The sequence below is a fragment of the Sphingomonas colocasiae genome, from assembly GCF_019880585.1.
GTDB classification, from domain to species: Bacteria; Pseudomonadota; Alphaproteobacteria; order Sphingomonadales; family Sphingomonadaceae; genus Sphingobium_A; species Sphingobium_A colocasiae.
Window position 1 is genome coordinate 808,927 of the sequence record NZ_JAINVV010000004.1, and the last position, 17,279, is coordinate 826,205.

Here is a 17,279-nt window from a genome sequence, read left to right on the forward strand (position 1 = left end):
CGTCAGGCGACCGGCGGGGGCTGGCCTTCGTTCTGCGGGATCGCAGGATCGAAACACGCCCAATCGGGCGCCTGGCTCGTCCAGATCGTCGCCTGCGGCGCGATCAGATTGGGGTTGTCCAGCGCCCCGGCGCGGATGAAGGTCAGATGCGGTCGGATCTCGGCATTGCTGAACAGCGGCGTGCCGCATTGCGGGCAGAAGCCGCGCCGCATCCGGTTGCCGCTGTCGGCGATGCTGGCGTGCCAGCGTATCTCACCCTCGACTTTGAGCGCATCGGCGGGGAAACAGATATTCACTGTCGACGATCCGGCGCCGAGATATTGGCACAGCCGGCACCAGCATTGCCGCGCCGCCAGCGGTGCGGCGTCCACCGTGAAGCGCACCGCGCCGCACAGGCAGCCGCCTGAGGCCATCATGCAACGGTTTCCAAAAGACCTTCGAACAGCCGGCGGCCGTCGCTGCGGCCGTGCGCCGCTTCGATCACGCGTTCGGGATGCGGCATCATGCCGAGCACATTGCCCTGTGCATTGAGGATGCCGGCGATGCTGCGCGCCGATCCGTTGACCTGCTCGGCATAGCGGAAGGCGACGCGGCCTTCGCCTTCGAGGCGGTCGAGCGTTTCGTCGTCGGCGAAGAAATTGCCGTCATGGTGCGCGACGGGAACCAGAATCTCCTCGCCCGCGTCGTAGCGGCTGGTGAAGGCGCTCTGGGCGTTGTCCACCGTCAGCCGTACGTCGCGGCAGACGAAGTTCAGGCCGGCATTGCGCATCAGCGCGCCGGGCAGCAGTCCGGCTTCGGTCAACACCTGGAAGCCGTTGCACACGCCGAGCACCGGCACGCCGCGACCGGCGGCTTCGACCACAGCGCGCATGATCGGGCTGCGTGCAGACATGGCGCCGGCGCGCAGATAGTCGCCATAGGAAAACCCGCCGGGCAGTGCGATCAGCCCGACGCCGTCGGGGAGATCGGTGGCGCCGTGCCACACCATCTCGGCCTTGCGGCCGGTCACCTGTTCCAGCGCGACGGCGAGATCGCGGTCGCAATTGGATCCGGGGAAGACGATGACGGCGGTTTTCATCCCTGCACCCTTTCGATGCGGTAATTCTCGATCACCGTGTTGGCGAGCAGCTTGCGGCACATCTCGTCGATCTGCTCGTCCGAAACGCCATCGTCCAGATCGAGCTCGATCAGCTTGCCGGCGCGCACGTCGTTCACGCCGTCGAAGCCGAGCCCTTCCAGCGCATGATGGATCGCCTTGCCCTGGGGATCGAGAACGCCGCCCTTGAGAGTGACGAAGATGCGCGTTTTCATGGATGTCCTCGGGCCTGGATGGAATGCCGTCCCTATGACGCCGGAGCCGCGAAGGTTCAACCCGATTCCGGCCTTATCTTGGCGAAGGGGCGTCCGGCGGCATCACGCGGATACGCAACATGGCGTCCGGCCACAGGTAGCGCCGCGCCGCGGCCTGAAGGTCGGCGGCGGTGATCGCCTGATAGACCGACTTGCTGGTCCGGAACCGCTCCAGATAGCGCGGCGCCGATTGCGCCTGGCCGGTGATCGCCAGCCAGCTTGCATTTTCGCGGCGATTCCGCTCGATCCGCTCCAGGATCGGCTGGCGCGCGCGCAGCAGCAGATCGGCATCGACCGGCGTGTCGCGCAGCGTCTGCGTGATCTCCGCGATCGCGGCTTCGACGATGGGGGCGTCCTTCGGGTCGATGCTGTTCGTCACCGAGAATTGGCCGAAACCGGGATAGGTGTCCGACATGCTGGACCCGGCGCTCGGCGAATAGGTCGCCCCCAGCCGCTCTCGCAGTTCCTCGGTCAGCATCAGCCGCATCACCCCCGCCAGCAGGTTCAGCCGCGCCACCTGCGGATAGTCGCTATCGTCGGTGGTGGGCCAGTAAGCGAGCGTCATCGCCTGATCCGGCTTGCCTTCGTGATGCAGTGTCACCGGCGTGCGATCCGCACGAAATTCGACGCACCGGGCTTCGGCGAAGCGCGGCGGGGTTGCGTCGCGCATGGGCAGCGCACCCAATGTGCGGGCGACACGATCGATGGCGTCCTGCTCGCCGACATCGCCGACGATAGCGATCTCGATCGCGCCGGTGCGAAAGGCGTGGGCCGTGGCGGCGCGCAACTCGGCCATGTTCCGGCGCAGCAATGTTTCGAGCGGCGGGACACCGAAGCGCGCATCGCCGTTCGCCAGGATACGCCCGACATCGCGGCCGACAATGGCGCCGGGCGACGCGTCGAGCGTATCGTAGAAGGTGGGCACCATGCGCTGCCACTGCGCGTCGGCTTCGCCACGAAAACCCGGCGCGGTCAGGAAGGCCGCGAAAAGCTGCATCTGCAACTCCAGGTCGCGCGGATTGGTCGTCACGGTGCCGCCGAAATGATCGTCGGACGCGGCGAGGCCGAAGGTCACCGACCGTCCCGCCAGCATCGACTGGAGCGCGTCGAAGCTGTGCTTCTCCAGCCCGCCGGCGGAAAAGACGCTGTTCATGAGCAGCGCCAGCCCCGGCTGATCAGCCGGAAACTCCAGCATGCCGCCACCGACGCGCAGCGATACGCGCACGCGATCCTTCTCGAACGCCGTGGTCTTGATCGACAGGCGGACATTGTTGGCGAAGCGGATCGTGCGAATGCCCAGATCGGCGATGCGCGTATCCTCCACGATCGCGCCAGACGGGCCGAAATCTGCATAGGCGAAACTGTCGAGACCGGTGTCCGGAAGCGCATCGACCGCGACCGAGCGGCTGGCGGCATAGGCCGCCAGAATCGTGGCATCGGCATTGTCGAGCGCGGCCTTGCCGGAAACATGGATCAGCGGATTGGCGCCGGCCCATTGTTCGCGAAATGCCGTCTCGACCGCATCCAGTGTCAGGTCCGGCGCGAAGCGCTCGAACAGGGTCAGGCGATAGGCGGGTGTCGTGACGATACTGTCCTGCTCGATCGCGCTGACGATCGCGCCCGCCAATGCATCGCTGCGCCGGGTATCGGCCTGGCGCGCGGCATTTTCGAAGCCGGTTCGCAGATTGGCGAGCTGTTCGGCGAGTTCGGCGCGGGTGAAGCCGTGCGCCAGCGCGCGGCGCAATTCCCGGTCCGCGACGGCGAGCGCGCTTCGCCAGTCATCGCCCTTGCCGCCGATCGTGATCGCGCTTTGCTCGGCGGTTGAGAAGATTTCGCCATTGCTGGCGCCACCACCCAGGATCGGCGCGTCGGCCTCGCGCGCCAGGCGTGCGATCCGCCGGCTGACGATCGCATTGGCCAGGCTTCGGAGAATATCGGTGCGGCGCTTGGCGATATCGTCCGGCCCGTTGTTGCGCGGCTTGATCACGAACAGCGAAACGCTGGTCGGCACGTCGGGATCACGGAAATAGGCGGCGGCGCTCGGCCGATCGGCCGCGATCCGGGCCGAGGTCGGATCGCCGGACGTTTCTTCGCTCGCCCGCCAGCGCGAGAAGCGCGCGCGAATCTTCGCTTCGGTCGCGCGGACATTCACATCGCCGGCAATAACGATCGCGGCGCGGCGCGGCGTATAATAGCGTGCATAAAGGTCGCGGATGCGGCTGGCGGGTGCATTGCCGATCACGTGCGGATCGCCGATCGGCAATGCCCGCGACACCGGGGCGCCGGGCAGCGCGAAATCGATGAAATGCTCCAGCCGCCGCAGCGCGAACTGGTCGCGCGAGCGGCGTTCGGACAGGATCACGCCGCGCTCGCGATCGACGGCTTGAGGGGAAATGGTCAGCTCGCCCGCGATCTCGCGCATCAGCATCAGGCCGGTATCCAGCGTCGCATGGCCGGCATTGGGCAGGTCGAGCGAATAGACGGTCTGGGTGAAGGAGGTGGATGCGTTGGTATCCGGGCCGAAGGCGAGGCCGTGGCGCTCCAGAATCTTGATCATCTCGCCTTCGGGAACGCGCTTCGATCCGTTGAACGCCATATGTTCGAGGAAATGCGCGAGGCCGCGCTGGTCGTCGGCCTCGGCGGTCGATCCGACATCGAAGCGCAGCCGGATCGAGGCGGCATGGAGCGGCGTGGTGTTGCGGCGGATGGCATAGCGCATGCCGTTGCGGAGCACGCCATAGCGGATATCGGGATCGGGCGTCAGATCGCTGCCGCGCAGGCCCCAGGCGCTCGCCGCCCGGTTCGAAGGCGGAACGATCGTTCCGTTCGACGATGGCCGCTGGGCGGGAAACTGGCACGCGGAAAGCAGCGACAGGCCGGACAGGGCCAGGATCAGGGCGGGGCGCATCATCGACGGGCGATCAAGCACGGCGCAGGGGCGCAGGCAAGCATCGGCGGGAGCGATACGGGTCGCATGAGCATCGCCCCCGCCGGACCCGAAGGCCTGGCGACTCGATAGCGCCCGCGCGCGAATCGGAATTGGATGTTTCGGACGATGGGCCGATTTGATCGGCCCATCTGCCGCGACGGGATTACTTGCCGCGCTTCTTGCGATGGCTTTCCAGGTCGAGCACCGGATTGTCGCCACCCTCGGGCAACAGGCCCAGCCGGCGCGCGACTTCCTGATAGGCTTCCACCTCGCCGCCCAGGTCGCGGCGGAACCGGTCCTTGTCGAGCTTTTCGTTGGTGGTCATGTCCCACAGGCGGCAGCCGTCCGGGCTGATCTCGTCCGCCAGGATGATCCGGGCATAGTCATTGTCCCAGATCCGGCCGAATTCGAGCTTGAAATCGACCAAGCGGATGCCGATCCCGGCGAACAGCCCGCTCATGAAGTCGTTGATGCGGATCGCCATGTCGGCGATGTCGTGCATCTCTTCCTGGCTGGCCCAGCCGAAACAGGCGATATGCTCGTCGGAGATCATCGGATCGCCGAGCGCATCGTCCTTGTAGCAATATTCGATGATCGTGCGGGGAAGCTGGGTTCCCTCCTCGATGCCGAGCCGCTTGGACAGCGTGCCGGCCGCGACGTTGCGCACCACCACTTCGATCGGAACGATCTCCACCTGGCGGATCAACTGCTCGCGCATGTTGAGGCGGCGGATGAAATGGTGCGGGATGCCGATATTGCCGAGCAGCGTGAAAATATGCTCGGAAATCCGGTTGTTGAGGACGCCCTTGCCGTTGATCGTGCCCTTTTTCTGGGCATTGAACGCGGTCGCGTCATCCTTGAAATACTGGATCAGGGTGCCGGGCTCCGGCCCCTCGTAAAGAATCTTGGCCTTGCCTTCGTAGATCTGGCGGCGGCGGGACATCGGCACGAACCCCTGAAAAAAGCGGCCCCGGCCGCGCAACGCGGATGGTGCGCAGGCCGGGGCGGGAAGGGGGCGCCTATAGCTCAATGGGAACGGTGGCGCAATTGCGGGGTTCAGTCCGTCGTCGATGGCGCGACGGAGGCGGGCGATCCGGCCTGCCACCTGCGGACGAGCGGGCGCAGCAGCAACCGCCAGAGCCCCCAGCCCAGCGCTGCCAGCAGAGCCAGCGGCAGCAAGGCGCCAAGCACGACGATGAAGGCCGCGATTGCGCCGACAAAGGTTTCGCCGGCCGTGCGGAAGGCATCGCGCAACGGCGAGCCCGCATCGAAGCCCGGCACGATCTCGCCCGATCCGTAATTGAACACCATCGGCGTGTTGGCGAGCGATTCCCGATTCTCCTCGCGCGTGACGCTGGCCGATTCGATCTGCCGCGCGACCTCTTCCAGCCGGCTGTTGATCTCGGCGCGTTCGGCTTCGGTGAGCTTGGGCTGTTTCAGCCGCGCTTCCAGCCGCGTCTGTTCGTCGCGCAGCCGGCCTTGCGCGCGGCCGGCCGCGCTGATCGCCGAGCCGGCATCGACGCCGCTGATCTCGCTGCGGACGAGCATGCCCTCCGCCGCGTTGACCAGTCCGATTCCGTCCTTGCCGAATTGCCGGGCCAGCGACGGTTCGAGCTTGAAGGCCAGCATCGCGGCGATGTCGCGATCGTTGATCAACCTGTAGGACATGCCGGTGATCCGGCAGCGGTCGATGCCCAGCTTCTCGCAGGCCTGGGCATGTTTCTCCTGGGTTTCGCCGATCTTCGCGGCATCCATGCGGAAATCATAGCGATAGTTGAAGGCGACGCCCGGCGCGCCGGTCGGGGCGATTCCGGGCGGGCTGGCGCGGCCTGCGGCAGGCGGTTCGTTCGCATCTTCGACGGTGAGCGCCTGCACGTCCACCGCATTCTCCGATGGCGCCGGCTTGTCGCAGCCGGCAAGCGCCAGTGTGGAGAGCATCGATACCAGAACCAGTCCGGAAAACCTGCGCATGCACCTTCTCCTCCTTGTTGATGTTATATTAGCTCATTGGTTGAGATTGCGGTCAATCGTGCAAATATGTCGATGAGCTGTTGCGTAAAGGCCACGCGCGCAAAACGAGTGATGCGTAGCCGCCAAGCGGTTAAGGGAGGGGCGAAGGGGAGGCGGTGTGCCTGATATCCAACGCATCATCGATACGATTGCAGAGGAGATTGCGGGCGCTCCGCATCGCGGCAGGGTCGCCGATTATATTCCGGCGCTCGCCAAGGTCGATCCGATGCGATTCGGCATCGCGGTGGTGGCGGCGGACGGACGCGTCTTCACCGCCGGCGAAGCGGATGCCGCATTCTCGATCCAGAGCATTTCCAAGGTGTTCACGCTGACGATGGCGCTGGGCAAGGCCGGGCAGGCGCTGTGGAAGCGGGTCGGACGCGAACCGTCGGGATCGGCGTTCAATTCGATCGTCCAGCTCGAGCAGGAGCATGGCATACCGCGCAATCCCTTCATCAACGCGGGGGCGCTGGTAGTGAGCGACGTGGTGCTGGGTGGCGGCGATCCGCGCGCGACGATCGGCGAAATCCTGCGCTTCGTCCGCTATCTGGCGGATGACGACGCGATCGCGATCGATATGGATGTCGCTGGATCGGAGGCGCGGACCGGATTCCGCAATGTCGCGCTCGCCAATTACATGAAGGCGTTCGGCAACATCGAACGGCGCGTCGAGGATGCGCTGAACGTCTATTTCAACCAGTGTGCGCTGGCGATGAGCTGCCGCCAGCTCGCGATGGCCGGACGGTTCCTTGCGCATGACGGCATGCATCCCGGCACCGGGCGGCGCGTGGTCTCGGCGCTTCGCGCGCGGCGGATCAACGCGCTGATGCTCACCTGCGGCCATTATGACGGATCGGGCGAATTCGCCTTTCGCGTCGGCATTCCGGGCAAGTCGGGTGTCGGGGGCGGTATCCTCGCGATCGTGCCGGGGGAAGCGTCGATCGCGGTCTGGTCGCCGGGGCTGAACGAGCGCGGTAATTCCCAACTGGGATCGCTCGCGCTCGAACGCCTGTCGGACGCCACCGGCTGGTCGGTGTTCACCGCGCGGGGCGGATGACTTTCGCGTTGTGGCGTGGCGCGCGCCACGGTGCCTCGAACTGAATTTCGTTCAGCTTGGTCAGTGCCGCCATGGTCGCGCTGGCGATCGCGCCGATCGCGCTGGTGAAGGATTGGTGATGTTCCGCCCACATCCGGGCGTCATAAGCGTCGCGCATGATGATGCTCCTTTCGGGTTGTTCCGGACTGGCCGGCTGACACCCAAATGGAGGATCCCTGGGCATTCCGCCAATCAAAGGCTGGACCGATATCATAAGTGTAGCTTATGATGTGGCGATGCGCAGATTGCCGCCCCTCGCTGCCGTCCGGGTGTTCGAGGCGGCCGCGCGCCATGGCAACTTCACGCGCGCGGCCGAGGAGCTCGGCATGACGCAGGCGGCCGTCAGCTATCAGATGAAATTGCTCGAGGAGCGACTGGGCGTCGCCTTGTTCCATCGCGTCCGGCGTCAGGTAAGCCTCACCGAAGTCGGCCGCCGCATCGCGCCCCTGGTGTCGGGCGCGTTCGATGCGCTCGACGGCGCCTTCGCGAGCGTCCGTTCCGAGGATGAGTCGATGCTGACAATCTCGACCTCGCAGACTTTCGCCAACACCTGGTTCGCGTGGCGACTGGGCGGCTTCCAGGTCCAGCATCCCGATATGGCGGTGCGGTTGCTCGCCAGTGATGCGCTCACTGATTTCAGTGACGATGTCGATGTGGCGGTGCGCGTCGGGCTCGGTCCCTGGCCGGGGCTGGCGACCGATCTGCTCCTCCCGATCGATTTCACGCCGATGTGCAGCCCCGAATTCCTGGAGCGTCATGGCGGCAGGATCGATCCGCGCGATCTGCTCGATGTGCCGCTGATCAGCCCGCAGGATCCCTGGTGGGCCTATTGGTTGCGCGAGGCGGGCGTTGATGTGCCGGACGGTACGATCAAACCGGGCGTCAGGCTCGATTCACAGGCCAATGAGGGCAATGCCGCGATGGCCGGGCAGGGCGTCGCGATGCTGACGCCGTTCTTCTGGCGCAACGATCTCGCGGAAGGCAAGCTGGTGCGACTGTCCGAACAGCTTTCGTCGCGGGGCTATGCCTATTGGCTGGTCTGCCCGGAGCAGCGCCGCAACGTTCCCAAGATCAAGCGTTTCCGCGAATGGCTGCTGGGCGAGATCGCGAAGGATCAGGCGGACCGGGGCTGAGGATGAGGCTCTATCCCGAGGGAGATGCCGGCTTTCGCCGGCCTGACCTTCAAGGAGGGTGAACTGCCTAGAAGGGCCGTTCGCCCATCACATTGCCGCTCGCCGCATAACGGCAGACCAGATAATCGTCCTCGTCATTGCTCGCGATCGCGCAGCCGACGGCGCCGGTGTCACGCCAGACGATCTGGGTATAATGGCCGACATCCTCGAGATCGCCGGTGCGGCTGTTGTCGGGGAAGGTGCCGTAGACGAAATCCTTCTTCTCGCCGATCCAGTGGCCGACCATGGTTTCGGGCCGGAATGCGCCGCGCGTGCCCATCCAGAGATTTTCACCCTGGGCGTTTGGATCGTCCGATTCCTCCTCGAAATGCTCGAACTCGCCGCTCGCCGCGAGATATTGCGCCCATTCGCGTGCATCGGCGGCGAGTTTGGCGTCCCAATGCATGGCGGGCAGGCCGAGCGTCGCACGTTCGCGATTGTGCGCCGACAGGATCAGCGTGTCGCGATCGGGCGCCACGGCGCCGGTCAGCGCCGGGGCCAGCCCCAGCAGCAGCGCAGTCTTCGCCAGCCATGTCCGCTTCGTCATACCGGATCCCCAGCCGCGCTGTCCCCCCGGAGCGCGCGCGGGAGTCAGTATAAGGGGATGCGATCTTGGTGATTGGTAACCGGCAGCGGTGAATGGGGCGTTAGGGGTGTTTGGTGTTCAGGCGACCGGCGTAAAGGGCGTGGGGATCCGGCCGCTGCCCTGGCGTGAGAGCATCCAGCCCGGATATTCCTCGGGAAGCGCGCTCACGGCATCGAGCCGCGCCATATCCTCACCGGTCAGGGTGAGGGCGGATGCGCTCAGATTGTCGTCGAGCTGGTCGAGCCGCTTCGCGCCGATGATGACGCTGGTCACGAACGGTTTGGCGAGGATCCAGGCGAGGGCGACCTGCGCCACCGTCACGCCATGCGCGGCCGCCACCTCACGCATCACCGCGATCGCGCGGTCGGCGCGGTCGCGATCGACCGGCGGAAAATCGAAACTGGCGCGGCGGCCCTCGCCTTCGCTGCTGCCGGGGCCATATTTTCCCGACAGCAATCCACCCGCGAGCGGGGACCAGACCATCAGCCCCATCTTCTCGAATTCGATGAAGGGCACGATCTCTCGCTCCAGATCGCGGCCGGCGATCGAATAATAGGCCTGTACGCTTTCGAAACGGGCGAAGCCGCGGCGTTCGGAGATGCCGAGCGCCTTCATCATCTTCCAGGCCGCCCAGTTGGACACGCCGATATAACGGACAAGGCCGCGGCTCACGAGGTCGTCCAATGCGCGCAACGTCTCGTCGATGCCGGTGACGCTGTCATTGCCGTGGATCTGGTAGAGATCGATATGATCGGTCTGCAGTCGGTCCAGGCTCTGCTGCACCGCATCCATGAGATGGCCGCGCGAAGCGCCAGCATCGTTGGGGCCGGGCCCCATTCGGATGAACGCCTTCGTGGCGATGACGACATCGCTGCGCCTGACGCCGAGGTTCCGGAGCGACTGGCCGAGCAGCCGTTCGGACTCGCCGCCCGAATAGACATTGGCGGTGTCGATGAAATTGACGCCGGCGGCGAGCGCGCGTTCGACGATCCGATCGACGCCATCCTGATCGAGCCCGGCGATCTGGCCCCACATCGTGTCCTGGGCGGACGAGCCGAAGGTCATCGCGCCCAGGCAGATTTCCGAAACGAACAGGCCGGTATTGCCGAACTGGTTGTAACGCATGGCAGGTCTCCAGGGCCGAGGGAGGGAGGGGCGAAGATAGGCGGTGCGGTCGCCGGCTCCAAGCCGGGCGCCGAACCGTCGAACGATCAGAAGGGCGTCTTGAGCCGGATCATCGCGCGATTGCTCCGAAGGCCGTTCATGGTGGTGCTGTCGGCCTCTACGGCGACCTTGCTGTTGCCGAAAACACCCATTTCGGCGCGCACCGGCTCGGCGGCGTAATCGGTGTCCGGAAGCGCGCGCAGCCGATGGCGCTGCTCGCCGCTGCGACGCGCGCAGACCACGATCTCCGTCCCGTCTTCCGATCGGCAATGCCGTGATCCGGTCAGGTCCAGCGGCTCCTCTTCCTGTTCGGGCAGCTTGCGCAGATCGAAATCGGCCGGGATGCCGGGCTCGGCCAGGGCGCTGGCGGCTTGAAGGGCGAACAGGAAAAACACTGCCACACGGATCTCCCCACCGTCACCCGTGCAGCCTCACATGCGATTGTGTCGTCGATAGGGCGGGCCCGGAAAGCGTGGTTGAGATGATCGGGGGTACTCGCCACGCCGAATCCGCGCTGCTATCGCCTGATCATGGCCACTGAATTTTCCGATCCTCTCGATCAGATCGTCGACGCTCCCTTCGATACCGCGCTCAGCGAACGCTATCTGGTCTATGCCCTGTCGACCATCACCGCGCGATCGCTGCCGGATGTGCGCGACGGGCTGAAGCCGGTGCACCGGCGGTTGCTCTGGGCGATGCGGCTGCTCAAGCTCGATCCGGGGCAGGGGTACAAGAAATGCGCGCGCGTCGTCGGCGACGTGATCGGTAAATATCATCCGCATGGCGACGTTTCGGTCTATGACGCGATGGTGCGCCTGGCGCAGGATTTCGCGCTGCGTTACCCGCTGGTCGATGGCCAGGGCAATTTCGGCAATATCGATGGCGATAATGCCGCGGCCTATCGCTACACCGAAGCGCGGCTGACCCAGGTCGCGATCGACCTGATGGCCGGGCTCGACGAGGGCACGGTCGATTATCGCCCGACCTATAATGGAGAGGATGAAGAGCCGGAGGTAATGCCCGGCCTGTTCCCCAACCTGCTCGCCAATGGCGCGAGCGGGATCGCGGTGGGCATGGCGACGAACATCCCGCCGCACAACGCCGCCGAGCTGATCGACGCGGCGATGCTGCTGATCGACCAGCCCGCCGCCGAACCCGCGCAATTGCTGCAATATGTGAAGGGTCCCGATTTCCCGACCGGCGGGATCGTGATCGACAGCGCCGCATCGATCGCGGAGGCCTATGCCATCGGGCGCGGCGGTTTCCGCGTCCGCTCGCGCTGGGAAAAGCAGGATGAAGGCCGGGGCACCTGGGTCGCGGTGGTCACCGAGATTCCCTATGGCGTCCAGAAATCGAAGCTGATCGAGCAGATCGCGACGCTGATCAACGACAAGAAACTGCCGATCCTGGCCGATGTCCGTGACGAATCGGACGAGAAGATCCGGCTGGTGCTCGAGCCGCGCAGCCGCACCGTCGAGCCCGAGATGCTGATGGAAAGCCTGTTCCGGCTGACCGACCTCGAATCCAGGATTTCGCTCAACCTCAACGTGCTTGATGCGAACCGGACGCCGCGCGTGATGGGGCTGAAGGAGGTTCTGACGTCATGGCTTCGCCACCAGATCGAAGTGCTCATCCGCCGTTCGCAGCATCGGCTGGCCAAGATCGACGACCGCGTCGAGCTGCTCGACGGCTATCTGATCGCCTATCTCAACCTCGATCGCGTGATTGAGATCATCCGCACCGAGGATGAGCCCAAGGCGGTGATGATGGCCGAGTTCGGCCTGACAGACCGCCAGACCGAAGCGATCCTCAACATGCGGCTGCGTTCGTTGCGCAAGCTCGAGGAAATGGAAATCCGCAAGGAGCGCGACGACCTCGCCAAGGAGCGCGAGGGGCTGGTCGCGCTCATCGAAAGCCCGGCGCGCCAGCGCACGCGGCTGAAGCGCGATCTCGGTGTGCTGCGCGAGCGTTACGGGCTGGAAACCCCGCTTGGCGCGCGGCGGACCACGATCGAGGAAGCCGCCCCCGCGCGCGAGATTCCGCTTGAGGCGATGATCGAGCGCGAGCCGATCACGGTGATCATGTCGCAGCGCGGCTGGATTCGCGCGATGCGCGGCCATATCGACCTCGCTTCGGCCGATGCGGTCAAGTTCAAGGAAGGCGATGGGCCCGCCTTCGCTTTCCACGCGCAGACCACCGACAAGATCCTGCTCGCCGCCGATACCGGGCGCTTCTACACGCTCGGTGGGGACAAATTGCCGGGTGGGCGCGGTTTCGGCGAGCCGGTGCGGCTGATGATCGATATGGAGGGCGATGTCGGCATCGTCGCGCTGGTGCCCGCTTCGGCGTCGGACAAGCTGCTCGTCGCGTCGTCCGATGGTCGCGGCTTCATCGCCGCGACGGCGGAGGCGGTCGCGGAGACGCGCAAGGGCAAGCAACTCGTCAATCTCCGCCCTGGCGCGAAGCTGAAGGTGGTGAGGGCGGTTCCGGCCGAGGCCGATTATGTCGCGGCGATCGGCGACAATCGCAAACTGGTGGTGTTCCCGTTGAACGAGCTGCCCGAAATGGGGCGCGGGCAGGGCGTCACCATCCAGAAATATCGCGATGGCGGCCTGTCCGACGTGATCGCCTTCCGCTTCGAGGAGGGGTTGAGCTGGACGATGGGCGGCGAGACCGGGCGCACGCGAACGGAAACCGATCTGACGCCATGGCGCGTCGCCCGTGGCGCGGCCGGCCGCATGCCGCCAACGGGCTTTCCGCGCAACAACCGCTTCGTCTGAGAAGGGCAACCCGGCCTCTTCTCGGGCGGTCTCGTGTTGTCGTTGCCATTAACCTAGTTTCACGAAGAATTTACCTGATCCGGGCTAGGCCGGGTCCGCATGCGTGTTGTGTCGAAAATCAGGGGCGACAAACGCCTCGAACGGCAGGCCGGAATTCCGGCGCAGCTACCCCTTGGGCTGCGCGTCGCCGAAACCCCGCTTCAGAAATTTTTCGAGGCGCGCCAACAGCTTCTGGACACTCTGCCGATCGCCGCCGCGCTGGTTGCGGTCAGCAAGTCCGGCAAGACGTTCGTCGAATGCAGCAATCCGATCTTCAAGCGTTATGAAACGCCGATCTCCACGTTCGACGGCGACGATGCGCCGATCCTGGAACGCAACGGCCTGGGCGCGCGCGTCCGCGCCTTCCTGACGAGTGGAGACGCGAGCGACGAGTTCGTCTGGAATGACGGCAGCCCGATCGAACAGCGCCATTTCACCGTAAAGATGACGCGGCTGGTCGATACGCCGGACGACAAGCGGCGCTGCATGGTCTTCCTGCTCGACCAGACGGCGCAGGTGCGGACCGAACAGAATCTGCGCCGTGAAATGCTGTCGGACAGCCTGACCGGTTTGCCGAATCGCGCCGGTTTCACCGAATTGCTGGAGGACGCCGCCGAACAGGACGGGCATTTTGCGGTGCTCGTGATCGATCTCGTCCGCTTCAGCCGGATCAACGAATGCATCGGCGCGATCGCGGGGGATGAGCTGATCATCACCGTGGCGCGACGCCTGCTCAAGGCGATGCGGTCGGGCGACCGGCTGGCGCGCACCGGGGGCGACGAATTCGGCATGCTCATCCGGCTTGTCGACGGGCCGGGCGATGCGCTGCATGTCGGGCGCCGGATCAAGGAAGCGCTGGCATCGCCCTTCAGGCTCACCGATCTTGAGATCCGCGTCGATTGCAGCGTCGGCTGCGCGCTGATGCTCGACGAGCAGAGCGATGTCGAGAAGCTTGTCCGCCACGCCCAGTTCGCGCTCAAGCGCGCGAAGGAAACCGGCAAGATCGAGATCTACCAGCCGACCGCTTTCCACCTCGCGCGTCATCGTTTCAGCATGGAGACCGAACTGCGGCGCGCGATCGAGGTCGGGCAGCTCCATCTGGCCTTTCAGCCGCTTATCGACCTTTCCTCCGAAAATGTGTCCGGTTTCGAGGCGCTGGCGCGCTGGGAGCATCCCGAGCATGGCACGATCGGCCCGCAGGACTTCATCCCCGTCGCCGAGGAATCGGGGCTGATCGTCCCGCTCGGTCGCTGGGCGCTGACCAATGCGGCCCGCACGCTGGCCGAATGGGATCGGCGCGCGGGATCGGCGTTGCCGGTGCGGATGAGCGTCAACCTGTCCGCGATCCAGATCGTGCGCGACGATATGTGCGCGGCTGTGGCGGAGGCGCTGGCGGCGACGGGCATCGCGGGCAATCGGCTGACGCTGGAATTGACCGAAAGCGCGATCATCGCCGACCCCGAACGCGCGGTGCGCGTGCTCGACGGGCTGAAGGCGCTCGACACCACGATCGCGATGGACGATTTCGGCACGGGCTATTCGAGCCTCGCCTATCTCCAGCGCCTGCCGATCGACATATTGAAGATCGACCGCAGCTTCATCACCGGCATGTTGCTCGACAAGAACAAGATCGCGATCGTCCGCGCCGTGCTGTCGCTCGCCGACGCGCTGGGCATGAAGACCACGGCGGAAGGCATCGAGTCGTTCGAACTGTCCCGTACGCTGGCCGCGCTCGGTTGCGCGACGGGGCAGGGCTATTTCTATTCCGATCCGCTCGATACGGATCAGGCCTATGACTATCTGGTCGCGCGCAACAGTTGATCGACTTCGGCGTCGGCGATTTCGCCGATGCGCGTTTCTCCCGGAAAGCCTTCCTCGATCCAGCGCCGCTCGATCGCCTGCATCGCCTGCGCCACGCGCGGGCCGGCGGTCAGCCCGCGCGCGACCAGCGTGCCGCCGCGCAGGGGAAAGACGGGGCGATCGCGATCACGGATGCGCGCCCATTGCGCAGCCGCATCGGTCGCCAGCAGCAGCCGATCCAGGGCACCCTCATGGCCAAGCCGGTAGAGCGCTTCCACCGGATCGCTGGGATCGGGCGCCAGTGCGGCGGCGATGCGTTTGCGCTGCGCGTTCGACAGGCGCAGCCGAGACGCCACGCCATCGGCGGCGGCGGTGTCCTGGGGCAGCAGCGCGATCAGCCGGCGGACCGCGTCCGGAGACGCCGCGATCTCCCGCTCCTGTGACAACAATACGCCAAGCCGGTCGAGCCCGGCCTGATCGATCTCGGGCAGGGCAGGCGCCAATATGCCGTTCTCCAGCATCAGCGCGATGGTGGGAAAGGGATCGGGCAGCGCGAGCAGCTTGGTGAGTTCATCGGCGATGCGCTCGCGCGAAAGCGCCATCAGGTCACGCGCGCGCTGCCTGCAGGCGGTGAGCGCTTCCGCGTCGGGCGCGCCACGGCCGAACCGGGCGTGGAAACGGAAGAAGCGCAGGATGCGCAGATGATCCTCGGCGATCCGGGTCAAGGCGTCGCCGATGAAGCGGATGCGTCCGGCTTCCAGATCGGCCAGGCCGCCGAAATAATCGAACACGGCACCGGTCAGCGGATCGGCGTAAAGCGCGTTGATCGTGAAATCGCGCCGTGCCGCGTCTTCGCGCCAATCATTGGAAAAGGCAACGGTCGCGCGGCGGCCGTCGGTGGAGACGTCGCGCCGCAGCGTGGTGATCTCGATCGGCCCGTCGGCCAGCACGGCGGTCACCGTGCCATGCGCGATACCGGTGGGGATCACCTTGATTCCCGCCTGTTGCAGCCGGCGCATCGCATCGTCGGGCGCCAGCGGCGTGGCGATGTCGATATCGTTGACCGCGATGCCCATGATCGTGTCGCGCACGGCGCCGCCGACATAGCGGGCCAGCCCGTCATCGGCGCCCAGCGCCTGCAACAGCCTGTCCAGCCCCTCGCGTGTCCGCCATGCGGCTTCGGGCAGCGTCACTCCGTCCAAGCGAGCCTCCGCGCCAGGTTGACGATCATCGCCGCGGTCGCGCCCCAGATCCGCCGTTCGCCATAGGTGATCTCGTAATAATGGCGCTCGCGGCCCTGCCACTCCACCGCCTGTTCGAGATGGTTCATGGGCTCGAGCAGGAAGGAGAGGGGCACTTCGAAGACGTCGGCGACCTCGGCGTCATTGGCGCGGAACCTGATGTCGGGCGGCACCACGCCAACCACGGGCGTCACCTGAAAGCCGGTGATGGTGCGATAGGGGTCGGTTTCGCCGATCACCGTCACCGCCGATGGCGGCAGCGCGATCTCCTCCTCCGCCTCGCGCAAGGCGGCGCTCACCGCGCCCGTGTCGCCGGCATCGATCCTGCCGCCGGGAAAGGCGATCTGGCCGGCATGTTTGCGCAGCGTTTCGGTGCGCTGGGTCAGGATCACGCCGGGATCGGCGCGATCCGTGACCGCGACCAGCACGGCGGCGGGCACCAATATATCCTGTTTGCCGAGCACGGCGTCGCGATTGTCGCCCGCCAGCAGGATCGGCGATCCCCGGTGGCCGGCGTCGAGCGCCCGGCGCAGCTTGTCGGCCAGCATCATGCCGCCTCCTCGATCGGAAAGAAGGTGTCACGGCTCCACAGGCCGGGCGGCTCGTGATCGAGCGCGAGATCGGCGAGCTCATACCAGACCGAGCGGGCGACAAGCGCTTCCAGCCCGCCGCGCACATGAAGATAGAGGTGCGGCCCATCGACGGTTTCGGCGAAGCGCAGCGGATGGTCGGGCCCAGCGACGACGATATCGCCGGTATTCAGCCGAAAAGCGAGCGCGTCACCTTCCACCTTGACCTCGACCGCGAGAAACGGCGCGTCGTCCACCGCGATATCGAGTTTCTCGACCGGCGTGACGAGCACATGGCCGCCATCAGCCTCGCGCCGCAGGATCGTCGAGAAGAGCCGCACCATCGCCGGTCGACCGATCGGCGACCCCTGATGATACCAGGTGCCGTCGCGCGCGATCCGCATTTCGCTGTCGCCGCAATGGGTGGGGTTCCATTTCTCGACGGGCGGCAGCCGTCGCTCCTCGGCAAGCCGCGCGATCTCGGCGAGCGAAAGGCCGGTCAGGTCGGCGGGCGGTTCGATCGAAGGCATGGCGCGGAGTTAG

Annotated in this window: 17 protein-coding genes; 4 read left to right on the top strand and 13 right to left on the bottom strand. The window is 65.8% G+C overall.

Annotation, left to right across the window (positions count from 1 at the left end; genetic code table 11):
* Nucleotides 1-2 precede the first annotated feature (2 nt).
* The 6 genes from K7G82_RS10140 to K7G82_RS10165 form a co-directional block, all read right to left on the bottom strand.
* A complete protein-coding gene (locus K7G82_RS10140) occupies nt 3-416 on the bottom strand; it encodes a GFA family protein (RefSeq protein ID WP_222989721.1) in 414 nt (137 codons plus the stop codon).
* Entirely contained in the window at nt 413-1,078 is a 666-nt protein-coding gene (purQ, locus tag K7G82_RS10145; RefSeq protein WP_222989722.1) for a phosphoribosylformylglycinamidine synthase subunit PurQ, read from the bottom strand. The genes K7G82_RS10140 and purQ overlap by 4 nt, the downstream gene beginning before the upstream one ends.
* Nucleotides 1,075-1,311: a phosphoribosylformylglycinamidine synthase subunit PurS gene (purS, locus tag K7G82_RS10150; protein ID WP_222989723.1), complete on the bottom strand. Its 237-nt coding sequence runs from the start codon at nt 1,309-1,311 to the stop codon at nt 1,075-1,077. The genes purQ and purS overlap by 4 nt, the downstream gene beginning before the upstream one ends.
* A 73-nt stretch (nt 1,312-1,384) precedes the next feature.
* A complete protein-coding gene (locus K7G82_RS10155; protein WP_222989724.1) occupies nt 1,385-4,261 on the bottom strand; it encodes a M16 family metallopeptidase in 2,877 nt (958 codons plus the stop codon).
* A gap of 181 nt (nt 4,262-4,442) precedes the next feature.
* Nucleotides 4,443-5,222 carry a phosphoribosylaminoimidazolesuccinocarboxamide synthase gene (purC, locus tag K7G82_RS10160; protein ID WP_222989725.1) on the bottom strand — a complete coding sequence of 260 codons (780 nt, stop codon included), beginning with the start codon at nt 5,220-5,222 and terminating at the stop codon, nt 4,443-4,445.
* A gap of 113 nt (nt 5,223-5,335) precedes the next feature.
* On the bottom strand, nt 5,336-6,250 hold the full coding sequence (locus tag K7G82_RS10165; protein WP_222989726.1) for a DUF4349 domain-containing protein: 915 nt from the start codon (nt 6,248-6,250) through the stop codon (nt 5,336-5,338).
* 157 nt (nt 6,251-6,407) lie between these two features.
* Here K7G82_RS10165 and K7G82_RS10170 point away from each other — a divergent pair, with 157 nt between their 5' ends.
* Nucleotides 6,408-7,346 (top strand): glutaminase, encoded by a 939-nt coding sequence (locus tag K7G82_RS10170; protein WP_222989727.1) that lies wholly within the window; start codon nt 6,408-6,410, stop codon nt 7,344-7,346.
* On the opposite strand, the gene K7G82_RS10175 is transcribed toward K7G82_RS10170, so the two are convergent.
* Complete coding sequence (locus tag K7G82_RS10175; RefSeq protein ID WP_222989728.1) at nt 7,327-7,503, bottom strand: hypothetical protein; 177 nt, start codon at nt 7,501-7,503, stop codon at nt 7,327-7,329. The genes K7G82_RS10170 and K7G82_RS10175 overlap by 20 nt on opposite strands.
* A gap of 118 nt (nt 7,504-7,621) precedes the next feature.
* Between K7G82_RS10175 and K7G82_RS10180 the strand changes: the two genes are divergently transcribed.
* Nucleotides 7,622-8,518: a LysR substrate-binding domain-containing protein gene (locus tag K7G82_RS10180; protein ID WP_222989729.1), complete on the top strand. Its 897-nt coding sequence runs from the start codon at nt 7,622-7,624 to the stop codon at nt 8,516-8,518.
* 67 nt (nt 8,519-8,585) lie between these two features.
* Here the strand turns inward: K7G82_RS10180 and K7G82_RS10185 are convergent, their stop codons facing one another.
* From K7G82_RS10185 to K7G82_RS10195, 3 genes are all read right to left on the bottom strand, one after another.
* Entirely contained in the window at nt 8,586-9,104 is a 519-nt protein-coding gene (locus K7G82_RS10185) for a CAP domain-containing protein (RefSeq protein WP_222989730.1), read from the bottom strand.
* 117 nt (nt 9,105-9,221) lie between these two features.
* Nucleotides 9,222-10,268, bottom strand: coding sequence for an aldo/keto reductase (locus K7G82_RS10190; protein WP_222989731.1), 1,047 nt, complete (start codon nt 10,266-10,268; stop codon nt 9,222-9,224).
* An 86-nt stretch (nt 10,269-10,354) separates the two neighbouring features.
* Nucleotides 10,355-10,708: a hypothetical protein gene (locus K7G82_RS10195; protein ID WP_222989732.1), complete on the bottom strand. Its 354-nt coding sequence runs from the start codon at nt 10,706-10,708 to the stop codon at nt 10,355-10,357.
* Between the two features lie 129 nt (nt 10,709-10,837).
* On the opposite strand from K7G82_RS10195, the gene parC reads away from it, so the two are divergent.
* Together parC and K7G82_RS10205 are read left to right on the top strand one after the other, a co-directional pair.
* Nucleotides 10,838-13,087, top strand: coding sequence for a DNA topoisomerase IV subunit A (parC, locus tag K7G82_RS10200; RefSeq protein ID WP_222989733.1), 2,250 nt, complete (start codon nt 10,838-10,840; stop codon nt 13,085-13,087).
* Nucleotides 13,088-13,186: 99 nt separating this feature from the next.
* Complete coding sequence (locus K7G82_RS10205) at nt 13,187-14,947, top strand: putative bifunctional diguanylate cyclase/phosphodiesterase (protein WP_222989734.1); 1,761 nt, start codon at nt 13,187-13,189, stop codon at nt 14,945-14,947.
* Here K7G82_RS10205 and K7G82_RS10210 read toward each other — a convergent pair.
* The 3 genes from K7G82_RS10210 to K7G82_RS10220 are packed head-to-tail and all read right to left on the bottom strand — an operon-like array spanning nt 14,923 to nt 17,266.
* On the bottom strand, nt 14,923-16,128 hold the full coding sequence (locus K7G82_RS10210) for a CCA tRNA nucleotidyltransferase (RefSeq protein ID WP_246623399.1): 1,206 nt from the start codon (nt 16,126-16,128) through the stop codon (nt 14,923-14,925). The two genes, K7G82_RS10205 and K7G82_RS10210, sit on opposite strands and share 25 nt — an antisense overlap.
* On the bottom strand, nt 16,116-16,718 hold the full coding sequence (locus K7G82_RS10215; RefSeq protein ID WP_222989735.1) for a CoA pyrophosphatase: 603 nt from the start codon (nt 16,716-16,718) through the stop codon (nt 16,116-16,118). Before K7G82_RS10215 ends, K7G82_RS10210 begins: the two co-directional genes overlap by 13 nt.
* Nucleotides 16,715-17,266, bottom strand: coding sequence for a DUF1285 domain-containing protein (locus K7G82_RS10220; RefSeq protein WP_222989736.1), 552 nt, complete (start codon nt 17,264-17,266; stop codon nt 16,715-16,717). The genes K7G82_RS10215 and K7G82_RS10220 overlap by 4 nt, the downstream gene beginning before the upstream one ends.
* Nucleotides 17,267-17,279: the final 13 nt, after the last annotated feature.

Bases quoted from the DNA above. Each gene is read 5' to 3' on its own strand.
- K7G82_RS10140 (WP_222989721.1), bottom strand. From the start codon at position 416: ATGATGGCCTCAGGCGGCTGCCTGTGCGGCGCGGTGCGCTTCACGGTG.
- purQ (WP_222989722.1), bottom strand. From the start codon at position 1,078: ATGAAAACCGCCGTCATCGTCTTCCCCGGATCCAATTGCGACCGCGAT.
- purS (WP_222989723.1), bottom strand. From the start codon at position 1,311: ATGAAAACGCGCATCTTCGTCACTCTCAAGGGCGGCGTTCTCGATCCC.
- K7G82_RS10155 (WP_222989724.1), bottom strand. From the start codon at position 4,261: ATGATGCGCCCCGCCCTGATCCTGGCCCTGTCCGGCCTGTCGCTGCTT.
- purC (WP_222989725.1), bottom strand. From the start codon at position 5,222: ATGTCCCGCCGCCGCCAGATCTACGAAGGCAAGGCCAAGATTCTTTAC.
- K7G82_RS10165 (WP_222989726.1), bottom strand. From the start codon at position 6,250: ATGCGCAGGTTTTCCGGACTGGTTCTGGTATCGATGCTCTCCACACTG.
- K7G82_RS10175 (WP_222989728.1), bottom strand. From the start codon at position 7,503: ATGCGCGACGCTTATGACGCCCGGATGTGGGCGGAACATCACCAATCC.
- K7G82_RS10180 (WP_222989729.1), top strand. From the start codon at position 7,622: ATGCGCAGATTGCCGCCCCTCGCTGCCGTCCGGGTGTTCGAGGCGGCC.
- K7G82_RS10185 (WP_222989730.1), bottom strand. From the start codon at position 9,104: ATGACGAAGCGGACATGGCTGGCGAAGACTGCGCTGCTGCTGGGGCTG.
- K7G82_RS10190 (WP_222989731.1), bottom strand. From the start codon at position 10,268: ATGCGTTACAACCAGTTCGGCAATACCGGCCTGTTCGTTTCGGAAATC.
- parC (WP_222989733.1), top strand. From the start codon at position 10,838: ATGGCCACTGAATTTTCCGATCCTCTCGATCAGATCGTCGACGCTCCC.
- K7G82_RS10205 (WP_222989734.1), top strand. From the start codon at position 13,187: ATGCGTGTTGTGTCGAAAATCAGGGGCGACAAACGCCTCGAACGGCAG.
- K7G82_RS10215 (WP_222989735.1), bottom strand. From the start codon at position 16,718: ATGATGCTGGCCGACAAGCTGCGCCGGGCGCTCGACGCCGGCCACCGG.
- K7G82_RS10220 (WP_222989736.1), bottom strand. From the start codon at position 17,266: ATGCCTTCGATCGAACCGCCCGCCGACCTGACCGGCCTTTCGCTCGCC.